Annotated in this window: 12 protein-coding genes; all 12 read left to right on the top strand. The window is 47.3% G+C overall.

Translation table 11 applies throughout. The annotated features are described in order from the left end of the window. Positions 1 to 8: 8 nt before the first annotated feature. The 12 genes from lspA to pyrE all read left to right on the top strand — a co-directional run bounded on the left by lspA (position 9) and on the right by pyrE (position 13,003). Entirely contained in the window at positions 9 to 488 is a 480-nt protein-coding gene (gene lspA / locus GDZ68_RS01450) for a signal peptidase II (protein WP_153720492.1), read from the top strand. Next, positions 488 to 1,393: an RluA family pseudouridine synthase gene (locus GDZ68_RS01445; protein WP_153720491.1), complete on the top strand. Its 906-nt coding sequence runs from the start codon at positions 488 to 490 to the stop codon at positions 1,391 to 1,393. Before lspA ends, GDZ68_RS01445 begins: the two co-directional genes overlap by 1 nt. Positions 1,394 to 1,622: 229 nt before the next feature. Beyond that, positions 1,623 to 2,171, top strand: coding sequence for a bifunctional pyr operon transcriptional regulator/uracil phosphoribosyltransferase PyrR (gene pyrR, locus GDZ68_RS01440; protein WP_153720669.1), 549 nt, complete (start codon positions 1,623 to 1,625; stop codon positions 2,169 to 2,171). Positions 2,172 to 2,192: 21 nt separating this feature from the next. Continuing rightward, positions 2,193 to 3,476: a uracil-xanthine permease family protein gene (locus GDZ68_RS01435; protein ID WP_153720490.1), complete on the top strand. Its 1,284-nt coding sequence runs from the start codon at positions 2,193 to 2,195 to the stop codon at positions 3,474 to 3,476. A gap of 56 nt (positions 3,477 to 3,532) precedes the next feature. Then, complete coding sequence (locus tag GDZ68_RS01430) at positions 3,533 to 4,411, top strand: aspartate carbamoyltransferase catalytic subunit (RefSeq protein ID WP_153720489.1); 879 nt, start codon at positions 3,533 to 3,535, stop codon at positions 4,409 to 4,411. Between the two features lies 1 nt (position 4,412). Further along, the gene (locus GDZ68_RS01425; protein WP_153720488.1) at positions 4,413 to 5,690 is read left to right on the top strand and encodes a dihydroorotase; all 1,278 of its coding nucleotides are present in this window, start codon (positions 4,413 to 4,415) and stop codon (positions 5,688 to 5,690) included. Next, positions 5,690 to 6,790 carry a carbamoyl phosphate synthase small subunit gene (locus tag GDZ68_RS01420; RefSeq protein WP_153720668.1) on the top strand — a complete coding sequence of 367 codons (1,101 nt, stop codon included), beginning with the start codon at positions 5,690 to 5,692 and terminating at the stop codon, positions 6,788 to 6,790. The genes GDZ68_RS01425 and GDZ68_RS01420 overlap by 1 nt, the downstream gene beginning before the upstream one ends. Beyond that, entirely contained in the window at positions 6,783 to 9,980 is a 3,198-nt protein-coding gene (carB, locus tag GDZ68_RS01415; RefSeq protein WP_153720487.1) for a carbamoyl-phosphate synthase large subunit, read from the top strand. The genes GDZ68_RS01420 and carB overlap by 8 nt, the downstream gene beginning before the upstream one ends. Next, entirely contained in the window at positions 9,977 to 10,756 is a 780-nt protein-coding gene (locus tag GDZ68_RS01410) for a dihydroorotate dehydrogenase electron transfer subunit (protein WP_153720486.1), read from the top strand. The genes carB and GDZ68_RS01410 overlap by 4 nt, the downstream gene beginning before the upstream one ends. After that, positions 10,753 to 11,667, top strand: a complete 915-nt coding sequence (locus GDZ68_RS01405; protein ID WP_153720485.1) for a dihydroorotate dehydrogenase — start codon at positions 10,753 to 10,755, stop codon at positions 11,665 to 11,667. The genes GDZ68_RS01410 and GDZ68_RS01405 overlap by 4 nt, the downstream gene beginning before the upstream one ends. Beyond that, positions 11,664 to 12,377 carry an orotidine-5'-phosphate decarboxylase gene (pyrF, locus tag GDZ68_RS01400; RefSeq protein WP_153720484.1) on the top strand — a complete coding sequence of 238 codons (714 nt, stop codon included), beginning with the start codon at positions 11,664 to 11,666 and terminating at the stop codon, positions 12,375 to 12,377. The genes GDZ68_RS01405 and pyrF overlap by 4 nt, the downstream gene beginning before the upstream one ends. After that, complete coding sequence (pyrE, locus tag GDZ68_RS01395; protein ID WP_153720483.1) at positions 12,374 to 13,003, top strand: orotate phosphoribosyltransferase; 630 nt, start codon at positions 12,374 to 12,376, stop codon at positions 13,001 to 13,003. Before pyrF ends, pyrE begins: the two co-directional genes overlap by 4 nt. The last annotated feature ends 315 nt before the right edge of the window (positions 13,004 to 13,318 follow it).

Below are 13,318 nucleotides of genomic sequence, written 5' to 3'. Positions count from 1 at the left end.
TAGACGCAGTGATCGCTTATTATGCAATAGCTGTTTTAGTCATAGCGCTGGATCAACTGACAAAATGGCTGGTAGTGAAAAATATGGAGCTCAGAGAATATATTTCTGTACTGGATCCTTATCTCGGCTTGCTCTCGCATCGGAACCGAGGCGCCGCCTGGGGTATGCTTGAAGGGAAAATGTGGTTGTTCTATATTGTAACCGTTGCAGTGGTTGCAGCTATTATATACTTTTTCCATACAGAAGGAAAAAAAGATCGCCTGCTCGGCATCAGCCTAATGCTTTTGCTTGGAGGGGCAGTCGGAAACTTCATTGACCGTTTATTCAGAGGAGAAGTCGTAGATTTTGTTTCTGTTCTGATCCCGGTTATTAATTATGATTTTCCGATATTCAACGTAGCAGACGCGGCATTGACCATCGCAGTCGTACTGATCTTAGTGCATGTACTGCTTGATGAGAAAAAGAAAAAGAAAAAAGGTGTTTCCTAATGGAACGATTTGAATTTGAAATTACAGAGGAACTTGCAGGCAGTCGGATAGATAAAGCGATTGCCACATTACAGCCCGACTGGTCACGTACGCAAATACAGCAATGGCTGAAAGAAGAACATATACAAGTGAATGGCAGCTTTGTAAAATCAAACTATAAAGTAAAAGCAGAAGATACGATTGCTATAGAGCAACCGGATCCTGAAGTGTACGATATCGAAGCAGAAAATCTCGATCTTGAAATTGTTTATGAAGATCGTGATGTACTGGTAGTGAATAAACCTGTAGGTATGGTTGTCCATCCCTCACCCGGTCATCTGTCAGGCACATTGGTCAATGGACTGATGTATCAGTGCACGGATCTCTCCGGTATCAATGGCGTTATGAGACCTGGTATCGTTCACCGGATTGATAAAGATACGTCCGGTTTACTGATGGTCGCAAAAAATGATAAAGCCCATGTTTCATTGGTCAATCAACTTGTGGAGAAGTCTGTTAACCGGGTTTACACGGCGCTCGTGCACGGTCATATACCCCACGACAATGGCACGATTGATGCACCGATTGGCAGGGATCCGCGCGATCGCCAACGGATGGCAGTCGTTGATAATGGAAAGAATGCGGTCACACATTTTAAAGTGCTGGAACGTTTTGGTGAGTACACACTGGTAGAATGCCGTCTGGAAACAGGACGTACACACCAAATTCGCGTCCATATGAAGTATATCGGTTATCCGCTTGTCGGAGATCCAAAGTATGGACAACGAAAGACAATAGATTTCGGCGGGCAGGTTCTGCATGCGGGAACAGTAGGCTTTGTGCATCCGGTAACCGAAGAGTATTTGGAGTTCACTGCGCCTTTGCCTGAAAATTACCAAAATTTACTGAATGATCTTCGTGGATAATAAGCATTGACAAGTGCAAGTTGATGGCTGTATACTCGATGAAGCAATTGAATAGCGATACCTTTAAAGTCAGTCCTGTGAGGCTGGGAAGGTTGCACGGAATTACATGTTGTCTTGCTGCGGCAAGACCTCGATGTATGCTTTTTTCTGCACGTCCGCCCTCCAGTCGAATCTGACTGGAGGGATTTTTTTATTGAAAAACGGAAAACGGAAAGGGGAAACCACTGATATGGCGGAGAAAGCAGCAATTCTCGATGATCAGGCCATCTCACGTGCGATCACAAGGATTGCGCATGAAATCATCGAAAAAAACAGAGGCATTGACGACTGTATACTGGTAGGCATTAAAACACGGGGCGCCATTTTAGCGAAACGCCTGGCAGACCGGATTGAACAGATTGAAGGCAAACCAATCAAAAAGGGTGAACTGGACATCACACTTTATCGTGATGATCTTCAACTGAAGCATGAACAGGCGGAAGCGCTCGTGCAGCAGGTCGATATTGCACATGATGTCGCAGATCAAAAAGTGATCCTGGTAGACGACGTTCTGTACACAGGACGCACTGTCAGAGCAGCTCTAGACGCGGTGATGGATTTGGGAAGACCTGCCTCCATACAACTGGCAGTACTTGTAGACAGGGGTCACCGGGAACTGCCGATTCGTCCGGATTTTGTAGGCAAGAACATCCCTACATCGAGTGATGAACAAGTAGTGGTCAGCATGATTGAAACAGATGGAACGGATGGCGTCACAATCCATACACGTACATTATAAACAGCCGGGGGACTTGAGAAGATGAGTGAAAAAGTATTAGATGTCAATGAAAAACCACAGCCGGTGCGATGGCTTGCGCTGAGCTTACAGCATATGTTCGCGATGTTCGGCGCAACGATTTTAGTGCCGCAGCTGGTTGGATTGAGTCCTGCAATTGCTTTATTGACAAGCGGAATCGCAACGATTGTATTTATTGCCGTGACTAAGTTTCAAGTGCCGGCATACTTAGGTTCTTCATTTGCCTTTATCATACCGATACAGATCGCGACGAAAACCGGTGGGATAGGAAGTGCAATGATCGGGAGTATGTTCGTTGCCTTAGTGTACGCGATCATTTCCCTGCTGATCTGGAAAACAGGCTATCGCTGGATCATGAAAATCCTGCCGCCGATCGTGGTTGGACCGGTCATTATGGTGATCGGACTTGCCATCGCACCGACAGCCATCAATATGGCGAGCACAATCCAGGTAGACGGGGCAGATACCTATAGCGGACTGCACTTTTCAGCTGCACTGGTAACTCTTGCAACCGCCGTATTTTGCCTGATGTTCTTCAAAGGAATCATCAGCCTGATGCCTGTGCTGATCGGAATCGTAGTCGGCTACATCTACTCAGCGGTAATCGGTATCTTGGATTTTACGAAAGTGGCAGAGGCAAAATGGTTTGCAGTGCCTGAGATGCTCATACCCGGAGTCGACTATTCCTTCGTTGTGACACCGACACTGCTCATCGTCATGGTGCCAATCGCCATAGTGACGATTGCAGAACATATTGGTCACCAGCTCGTACTCGGAAAAGTAGTTGAACGCAACTATATCGACAGTCCGGGACTGCACAGATCTTTACTTGGAGATGGTTTAGGAACATTGATCAGCGGCATGGTGGGCGGACCGCCGAAAACTACGTACGGTGAAAACATCGGCGTACTGGCAATCACCCGTGTATACAGTGTTTATGTAATTCTTGGTGCAGCCGTGTTTGCCATCTTCTTCTCTTTCCTTGGAAAAGTGATGGCAATCATTGCGACGATTCCGCAAGCGGTACTCGGAGGCATCTCCATTTTATTGTTCGGTATCATTGCTTCGTCCGGACTGCGCATGCTGATCGATCACCATATTGACTTTGACAATCAGCGAAACTTGGTTATTGCATCTATCATCTTGGTCATCGGCATCGGCGGCGCGACAATAAAATTCAGCCCGACGTTCGAAGTCGGCGGGATGGCTCTCGCAGCGATTGTCGGCGTACTGCTGAACTTATTCCTGCCAGGCAGAAAAGACGATACATTAATGGATGAAGAATAACGAAGATACATAATTACCTGCAGAACATGCCTGCACTTCATGAGGAGGAACATCCGATGGAACATTTAGTTTCAATGAAAGAACTGACAGTGGAAGAAATCATGCTCATTCTGGAGCGGGCAGCCATATTTAAACGGCTGGGCTTCCGGGAACTGCCGGGGACCTATACGGTGTGTAACTTATTTTTTGAGCCCAGCACTCGGACAAAAACAAGTTTTGAAATGGCTGAGCGGAAAGTCGGAGCGCAGATCATCCCGTTTGAAACCAGTTTCTCCAGTACGCTTAAAGGGGAGACACTATATGATACGATCAGAACATTGGAAGCTATCGGATTAGATGCACTCGTCATCCGGCACCCGTCGGACGGTTTTTATGAAGAACTCGTCGAGCGTACAAATGTTGCCATCATTAATGCAGGGGACGGCTCAGGCCAGCATCCGACGCAGTCACTGCTCGATCTGTTTACGATTCAGGAAGAGTTCGGCGGGTTTGAAGGGTTGAAAGTGCTGATTGCCGGAGATATTGCGCACAGCCGTGTTGCCCGCTCCAATGCGGAGGCGCTTCGCAAATTGGGTGCAGAAGTGACTTTCTTATGCCCGCCGGAATGGGCAGGGGAATTCGACAGTGTCGATAACTGGGATGAAGTCATTGAAACAAGTGATGTAGTCATGCTGCTCCGTGTTCAGCATGAGCGGCATAATACGGAGATGGCCTACACGAAAGCTGCTTATCATGAGCAGTACGGACTGACGGAAGAGCGGGCGGCACGCATGAAGGACAAGGCAATTATCATGCATCCGGCGCCAGTGAACCGGGATGTTGAAATAGCGGATTGCTTAATTGAAAGTCCGCAGTCAAGAATTTTTAAACAAGTCGAAAATGGCGTCTATATTCGAGCGGCTGTTCTAGAACTAATTTTGAAGGGGCGGAAGTAATATGACAACTTTAATTCAAAATGTACAGATGGTAAACGAAGAGGGCAAATTAATCCAGACGGATGTTAAAATCTCAGAAGGAAAGATTGCAGAAATCGGCAGCCAGTTAGCAGTTGAAGAATGCGAAGTCATTGAAGGCAACGGACTCTTATTGTCACCGGGACTAATTGATGTACACGTTCACTTGAGAGAGCCGGGCGGAGAGCATAAAGAAACAATTGCAACAGGCACTGCAGCAGCAGCTAAAGGCGGTTATACCACTATCTGCTCGATGCCGAATACCCGTCCAGTTCCGGACACGATTGAGAATATTGAAAAGATCAATAAATTAATTGAAGACAATGCGAAAATTCGCGTACTACCCTATGCATCAATCACGATTAGAGAAGCAGGAAAAGAACGGACGAATTTAAAGGAATTGAAAGAACACGGCGCATTCGCATTTACGGATGACGGCGTGGGGATTCAGGAAGCAGGCATGATGTATGAAGCGATGCAGGATGCTGCGGCTATCAACATGCCGATTGTGGCACACTGTGAAGACAATTCATTGATTTATGGCGGTGCTATGCATGAAGGCACGCGCAATAAAGAACTTGGTCTGCCGGGAATTCCTTCCATCGCTGAATCTGTACATATTGCGAGAGATGTTTTATTGGCGGAAGCGGCAGGAGCTCATTACCACGTATGCCACGTCAGTACAAAAGAATCGGTCCGGGTCATTCGCGATGCGAAGAAAGCGGGGATTCACGTAACGGGCGAAGTGAGCCCGCACCATTTACTGCTGGCAGAAAACGATGTGCCGGGAGACGACGCTGACTGGAAAATGAATCCTCCGCTTCGTTCGGAAGAAGACCGCCAGGCTTTGCGGGAAGGGCTGCTAGACGGTACGCTGGATTGCATCGCAACGGATCACGCACCGCATACTGCAGAGGAGAAAGCGGCAGGAATTGCAAAAGCCCCATTCGGTATTACAGGGTTCGAAACAGCATTCCCTCTATTATATACACACTTCGTCAAGCCGGGTCACTGGACACTGAAGCAGCTGGTGGACTGGATGACAGTCAAGCCGGCGGAAGTTTTTGATCTGCCTTACGGTAAAATCGAAGTTGGCGCGGCAGCTGACTTGGTGCTGATTGATTTGGAAAAAGAACAGAAGATCGACCGTACAACATTTGTATCGCAAGGAAAGAACACACCGTTTGATGGCTGGGAATGTGCCGGATGGCCGGTGATGACAATTTTCGGTGGAAACATCGTTTGGAAGGATGGTCAATGATGAAAAAACGTTATTTAGTATTAGAAGACGGTTCGATATTTGAAGGAAAAGCATTTGGAGCGGACAGTGCTTCTATCGGAGAAGCAGTGTTTTCTACCGGAATGACAGGATATCAGGAAACAATTTCCAACCCTTCAGGCTGCGGACAGATTGTTGTCATGACTTATCCATTAATCGGAAATTACGGGATTAACCGCGATGATTATGAATCGATCGATCTGGCAATTAACGGATTGGTTGTCAGAGAATTGACTGAAGAGCCTTCTAATTTCCGCAGCGGCATGTCGCTGGGCGATCTGCTTTCATTGAAAGGAATTCCTGGAATTCAGGAAATTGACACACGCAAGCTGACTCGTTTATTACGCGATAAGGGCTCTTTAAAAGGCAAGCTGACGGCTGCTGGCGACGATATCGATACAGCTGCAGTATTGGCGGAAGTTCAAGGGTATGATCTGCCGAAAGACTTAGTGGCAAAAGTATCAACTAAGCGTCCGTATCCAAGCCCGGGACACGGAAAGCGTGTTGTGGTGATTGATTACGGAATCAAGCACGGCATCTTGCGTGAGCTGAACAAAAAAAACTGTGACGTCATCGTGGTGCCTTATGATACCTCTTCAAAAGAAATCCTGGCTTTGTTCCCGGATGGAATTTTATTATCAAACGGCCCGGGTAATCCGGAAGATGTCGAAGGTGCAGTAGAGACAATTAAAGAATTGCTCGGCAAAAAACCGATCTTCGGCATCGGTCTAGGTCACCAGCTCTTTGCATTAGCTTGCGGAGCCAAGACAGCAAAAATGAAAAATAGCCATAACGGAGGCAATTATCCCGTTAAAGATTTAAATAGAAACCGTACAGACCTGACTTCTCAGAGCCATGGCTATGAAGTGCTGGAAGATTCATTAGCCGGTGCAGGTCTGGAACTGACACATAAAGCACTGAACGACGGCTGTGTGGAAGGCGTGAAAAGTGAAAAATACGAAGCGTTTACCGTGCAGTTCCATCCGGAAGCCTCTCCGGGACCGCATGATGCAAGCTACTTATTTGACGATTTCATCGAATTGATGACTGCAAGCAATCGAAAGGAGAATACCAATGCCTAAACGTACAGATATTAAATCCATCCTTGTCATCGGCTCAGGCCCGATCGTGATCGGCCAGGCTGCAGAGTTCGATTATGCAGGTACACAAGCCTGCCTGTCCCTGAAAGAAGAGGGCTACCGCGTTATTCTCATCAACTCCAATCCCGCAACAATTATGACGGATACGGAAGTTGCCGATAAGGTTTATATCGAGCCGATCACACTGGACTTCGTCAGCCGGATTATCCGCAAAGAGCGTCCGGATGCTTTGCTGCCTACACTTGGCGGCCAGACGGGATTGAACATGGCGATCGAGCTTCAGGAGTCAGGTATTCTTGATGAACTGGAGATTGAGATTCTGGGTACCAAACTGGATGCGATCCATAAAGCAGAAGACCGTGACCTGTTCCGTAACTTGATGAATGAAATGGGAGAACCGGTTCCGGAAAGTGATATTATCCATAATCTTGATGAAGCGTACGCGTTCGTAAAGAGAATCGGCTATCCGGTAATCGTTCGTCCTGCCTTTACGCTCGGCGGAACGGGCGGAGGAATCTGTCATGACGATGAAGACTTGGAAGAAATCGTAGCGAGCGGTTTGAAATACAGCCCGGTTACACAGTGTCTATTGGAGAAATCTATCGCAGGATTTAAAGAGATCGAATATGAAGTCATGCGTGACTCTGCAGACAACGCGATTGTTGTTTGTAATATGGAGAACGTTGATGCAGTCGGTATCCATACAGGAGATTCCATTGTGGCGGCACCGTGCCAGACGTTGACAGACCGTGAAAATCAAATGCTGCGCAACGTTTCATTGGATATCATCCGTGCATTGAAAATCGAGGGCGGCTGTAATGTTCAGCTGGCACTTGATCCGCACAGCTTTGATTACTACATTATCGAAGTGAACCCGCGTGTCAGCCGTTCATCTGCACTGGCATCTAAAGCAACAGGCTATCCGATCGCGAAGCTTGCGGCAAAAATTGCGGTTGGTCTGACGCTGGATGAAATGATGAACCCCGTAACAGGCAATACGTATGCATGCTTCGAGCCGACACTCGACTATGTTGTAACGAAGATTCCGCGCTGGCCTTTCGACAAGTTCGAATCGGCAAAACGTAATCTCGGCACACAAATGAAAGCAACAGGCGAAGTAATGGCGATGGGCCGTACGTTTGAAGAGTCGATCTTGAAAGCAGTGCGTTCACTTGAAACGGGCCAGTTCGATCTATCATTGCCTGGCGGAGATGAAATGTCTGACGAATGGATCGAGAAGCGGATCCGCAAAGCGGGAGATGAGCGTTTATTCTTCTTAGGGGAAGCGCTGCGCCGCGGAGTTACGATCGAAACATTGCACGAGTGGAGTGCAATCGATTTATTCTTCCTGCGCAAATTCGAAAACATCGTGCGCTATGAGCAGATGCTGAAAGATCATCCATTTGATTATGCAACAGCCTATAAAGCGAAGCGTTTAGGTTTTGCAGATGTTGTCATTGCGCAATTCTGGAATACGACAGAGCGTGAAGTGTATGATTGGAGAAAAGAGCAGGAATTAATTCCGGTCTATAAAAAAGTAGATACTTGTGCGGGTGAATATGAATCGGATACACCGTATTTCTACGGGACGTATGAAGAGGAAAATGAATCCGTCAAAACAGACAAGAAAAGTGTTGTGGTGCTCGGTTCCGGCCCGATCCGAATCGGACAAGGTGTGGAGTTCGACTATGCAACCGTTCACTGTGTATGGGCAATCCAGGAAGCCGGCTATGAAGCGATCATCGTCAATAATAACCCGGAAACGGTCTCAACAGACTTCTCGATCTCCGATAAGCTCTACTTTGAGCCGCTGACGATTGAAGATGTCATGCACATTATCGACTTGGAGCAGCCTGAAGGCGTTATCGTACAGTTTGGCGGACAGACTGCAATCAACTTGGCAGCAGACTTAGAAGCACGCGGCGTGAAAATTCTTGGTACATCACTTGAAGATATCGACCGTGCTGAAAACAGAGATAAATTCGAGAGTGCACTTCATGAAATCGGCGTTCCGCAGCCGCTTGGTAAAACTGCACTGTCTGTTCCTGAAGCAGTCGTGATAGCCAATGAAATTGGTTATCCGGTACTAGTCCGACCTTCCTATGTATTAGGCGGCCGTGCAATGGAAATTGTCTATCATGAAGAAGAGTTGCTGCAGTACATGGAAAATGCGGTGAAGGCCAGCCCCGAGCATCCTGTATTGATTGACCGCTATTTGACAGGTACGGAAATCGAAGTGGATGCAATCTGTGACGGCGAGACGGTGTTGATTCCCGGTATCATGGAGCATATCGAACGTGCAGGCGTTCACTCCGGTGACTCCATCGCTGTGTTCCCGCCGCAAAATCTGTCTCAGTCCATGATTGAAACGATTGCGGAATACACAAAGCGCCTGGCTCTAGGCTTAAAAATCAGAGGATTGCTGAATATTCAGTTCGTTATTTCTGAAGGACAGGTATATGTCATTGAGGTAAACCCGCGTTCAAGCCGTACGGTGCCGTTCTTGAGTAAAATCACGAATATCCCGATGGCTAATGTAGCGACGCAAGCGATCTTAGGCAAATCGATCGCAGAGCAAGGCTTCACAGACGGACTCGCGGTTGCACCAGAAGGCGTCTACGTAAAAGTACCGGTCTTCTCATTCGCAAAACTTCGCCGTGTGGATATTACACTCGGACCTGAAATGAAATCGACAGGGGAAGTCATGGGGAAAGACAGCACGCTGGAAAAAGCTCTTTATAAAGGGTTAGTCGCTGCAGGCATGGAAGTGAAAGAATATGGTTCTGTGCTCATGACAGTTTCAGATAAAGATAAAGAAGAAATTATCGAGATCGCGAGACGTTTTGTCCAAATCGGCTATCGCATCCTGGCTACAGAAGGAACAGCGAATGCCCTTGAACAGGCAAATATCGAAGTCCAGACAGTAGGAAAGATTGGAACTGACGGGCCGACATTGATTGACGTCATTCAAAAAGGACAGGCACAGTTAGTGATCAACACACTGACGAAAGGAAAGCAGCCTGCCCGTGACGGCTTCAGAATCCGCCGTGAATCCGTCGAGAATGGAGTTCCTTGCTTCACTTCGATCGATACAGCCGCTGCCATGCTGTCTGTAATCGAGTCGATGACATTTGAAACAGCTGCGATGCCAAAAGCGCAGGTGATCCAATGATCATCCAGGATTTGATGACCGTTGTTTCCCAGCAGCAAATCGCAAAAAACATTTTTGAAATGAAACTGGCAGGAAAGCTGGTCGGAGAAATTACTTCTCCGGGCCAGTTTGTCCATATCAGAGTATCCGATTCATTCGAACCGCTGCTGCGCCGTCCAATTTCTATAGCGGAGATCAATGCAGAGACAAATGAAATGACCATTATCTACCGGGCGGAAGGACGCGGTACAGAGCTGCTGTCTGAAAAGCGTGAAGGGGATATTGTCAATGTGCTGGGACCGCTTGGCAACGGATTCCCTGTTGGAGAAACAGCATCCGGCCAAACAGCTGTCCTGATCGGCGGAGGAATCGGTGTGCCGCCGCTTTATGAATTGTCAAAGCAGTTGACGGTAAAAGGCGTGAAATGCATTCATATTCTTGGCTTCCAGTCTGATGATGTCGTCTTCTATGAAGAAGAATTTAAAGCACTGGGTGAAACATATATTGCAACAGTCGACGGCAGCAACGGTACCGAAGGCTTTGTCACCAATGTCATGAGCGGGCTGGCAGATGAATTCGAAACATTCTACAGCTGCGGTCCTATGCCGATGCTTGATGCCGTACAAAAAGCCTATGTGCATAAAAAAGGTTTCCTATCATTTGAACAGCGCATGGGCTGCGGAATCGGCGCCTGTTTTGCCTGCGTCTGCCATACAAATGAGAACGCAACGGACAAAGCGTATGTCAAAGTATGCTCTGACGGTCCGGTATTTCCAGCAGGGGTGGTGCAAATATGAACAGATTAGCGATTACATTGCCCGGTCTCGACTTAAAGAATCCGATCATGCCGGCATCCGGATGTTTCGGTTTTGGAAAAGAGTATGGAAATTTATATGATCTTTCACAGCTCGGTGCCATTATGATCAAAGCAACAACACTCGAAACACGCTACGGCAATCCGACACCGCGCGTGGCAGAAACATCATCAGGCATGCTGAATGCAATCGGGCTTCAAAATCCGGGATTGAAGGGTGTTCTCGAAAATGAGCTGCCCTGGCTGGAAAAATACGATGTGCCGATTATCGCAAACGTAGCAGGTTCGGAAACAGAAGATTATGTAGAAGTGGCGAAAGAAATTTCCAAAGCACCAAATGTACAAGCATTGGAACTCAATATTTCCTGTCCGAACGTTAAATGCGGCGGTATTACTTTTGGAACAGATCCTGAAATAGCAAAAGAACTGACAGCAGCAGTAAAAGCTGTATCTTCCGTACCTGTCTATGTAAAATTGTCTCCGAACGTAGCTGACATTAAGTCAATGGCAGCTGCCGTAGAAGCAGGCGGAGCGGACGGTATCACGATGATCAATACACTTGTCGGTATGCGTTTGGATGAAAAGACCGGAAGACCGGTCATTGCCAATAAAACTGGCGGGTTATCCGGACCGGCTGTAAAACCTGTTGCGATCCGCATGGTGTATGAAGTGAGCCAAGTCGTCAATATTCCGATCATCGGAATGGGCGGCGTCACTTGCGTGCAGGATGTGGTGGACTTCATATCAGCAGGAGCAAGCGCCGTGGCGGTCGGTACAGCAAACTTCGTCGATCCGTTTGTCTGTCCGACGATCATAGAACAGCTGCCTGCCAAACTGGATGAACTGCAAGTGGACCACATTTCAGAATTGATCGGAAGGAGCCATCGCGTATGAATCGATCACCCATTATTGCACTAGATTTTAATTCAGCAGAAAAAACATTCGAATTCCTGAAAGCCTTTGATCAGCCGGTCAATGTCAAAGTGGGAATGGAATTGTATTATAAAGAAGGTCCCTCAATGATTGCCCGCCTGAAAGAAGCAGGCTATTCCATTTTTCTGGATCTGAAACTGCATGATATCCCGAACACGGTCAAGTCTGCCATGAAGGTCCTCGCTTCACTTGAAGTCGATATGGTCAATGTGCATGCAGCTGGCGGGAAGACGATGATGGAAGCAGCTTTGGAAGGTCTTGATACAGGTACGCCGGCAGGGAGAAAACGCCCTGCATTGATTGCAGTGACGCAGCTCACTTCTACCGATGACCGTCAAGTGCGGGAGGAGCAGCTGATTGGTGTGCCGCTCCAGGAATCTGTGGAACATTATGCGCAACTTGCTGCCTCCGCTCATTTGGATGGTGTCGTTTGTTCGGTGCAAGAAGCCAAAATAATTGAAGAAGTGTGCGGTAAAGATTTCTTTAAAGTTACACCGGGTATCAGACTTGCCGAAGGAGACGTTCATGACCAGAAGCGTGTGGCGACTCCTGCAAAAGCACAGCAGGAAGGTTCTACGCATATTGTCGTGGGACGTGCTATCACAGGTGCAGAAAATCCGTTGGCAGCTTATGAGTTAGTCAATACATTGTGGAAGGGGACCAATTCATGACCAGAGAAAAAGAAGTAGCGCAGATTTTATTGAATGTCGGAGCAGTTGCCTTGAATCCGAAAGAGCCATTTACCTGGGCATCAGGCATCAAGTCACCGATCTACTGCGATAATCGTTTGACGATGGCAGATCCGGTAGGACGCAAAGAAATCGCAGAAGGTCTGGCAGCGTTAATCCGCGTCCATTATCCAGAAACGACAGTCATTGCCGGAACGGCTACTGCAGGAATTCCTCACGCAGCATGGGTAGCGGACATCTTGAAGCTGCCGATGGTTTATATCCGTTCTTCAGCGAAAGCTCACGGCAAAAGCAAGCAGATTGAGGGCAAGATTGAATCAGGTGCAAAAGCAGTGATCATTGAAGACTTGATTTCAACAGGCGGCAGCAGCTTGAATGCAGCCGATGCGCTGTTCGCTGAAGGGATAGAGGTGTGCGGCATCGTTTCCATCTTTACATACGAGCTTCAGAAGGCGGATGAAAAGTTTGCAGAAGCGAAGCTTTCTTATCACAGCCTGACGAATTTCGCAGCGCTTGCTGAGGCGGCAAAAGAAGAAGGTGCGATCGAAGAAGAGTCCATGGCCGAATTAATGGAATGGCATACGAAGTTGAAGCAAGGTACTTTGTAATAAGTAAGGACTGCCTGGGAGGCCGCGAATTAATTTGCGTTTTCCTGCGGCAGTCCTTTTCTTTTTTGTCCTATTTCATTGAAGGTTTATGGGATTGGCAGAAGAAAGATGTCATTCACAATGTGTACTGTCACAGTTATATCAAATAAAGAAATGTAACGGATTTCCTCGGACAGATGAATACAAATCCGAACAAAGTGATTGATAGGCTAATCGTGAGTACTGGCCTTTTCATGTGCAAAAAATATTGTCACGAAAGAAGGAAAGTTGTATGATATTTAACGTAGCACCTAAAAGAAAGAAGGTGATGTGAAG

The sequence above is a fragment of the Sporosarcina cascadiensis genome (assembly GCF_009650995.1).
GTDB classification, from domain to species: domain Bacteria; phylum Bacillota; class Bacilli; order Bacillales_A; family Planococcaceae; genus Sporosarcina; species Sporosarcina cascadiensis.
This window is presented reverse-complemented; position numbering and strand designations above follow the sequence as displayed.

Bases quoted from the DNA above. Each gene is read 5' to 3' on its own strand.
- pyrE (WP_153720483.1), top strand. From the start codon at position 12,374: ATGACCAGAGAAAAAGAAGTAGCGCAGATTTTATTGAATGTCGGAGCA.
- pyrF (WP_153720484.1), top strand. From the start codon at position 11,664: ATGAATCGATCACCCATTATTGCACTAGATTTTAATTCAGCAGAAAAA.
- GDZ68_RS01430 (WP_153720489.1), top strand. From the start codon at position 3,533: ATGGAACATTTAGTTTCAATGAAAGAACTGACAGTGGAAGAAATCATG.
- GDZ68_RS01420 (WP_153720668.1), top strand. From the start codon at position 5,690: ATGAAAAAACGTTATTTAGTATTAGAAGACGGTTCGATATTTGAAGGA.
- GDZ68_RS01445 (WP_153720491.1), top strand. From the start codon at position 488: ATGGAACGATTTGAATTTGAAATTACAGAGGAACTTGCAGGCAGTCGG.
- carB (WP_153720487.1), top strand. From the start codon at position 6,783: ATGCCTAAACGTACAGATATTAAATCCATCCTTGTCATCGGCTCAGGC.
- pyrR (WP_153720669.1), top strand. From the start codon at position 1,623: ATGGCGGAGAAAGCAGCAATTCTCGATGATCAGGCCATCTCACGTGCG.
- GDZ68_RS01425 (WP_153720488.1), top strand. From the start codon at position 4,413: ATGACAACTTTAATTCAAAATGTACAGATGGTAAACGAAGAGGGCAAA.
- GDZ68_RS01410 (WP_153720486.1), top strand. From the start codon at position 9,977: ATGATCATCCAGGATTTGATGACCGTTGTTTCCCAGCAGCAAATCGCA.
- GDZ68_RS01435 (WP_153720490.1), top strand. From the start codon at position 2,193: ATGAGTGAAAAAGTATTAGATGTCAATGAAAAACCACAGCCGGTGCGA.
- GDZ68_RS01405 (WP_153720485.1), top strand. From the start codon at position 10,753: ATGAACAGATTAGCGATTACATTGCCCGGTCTCGACTTAAAGAATCCG.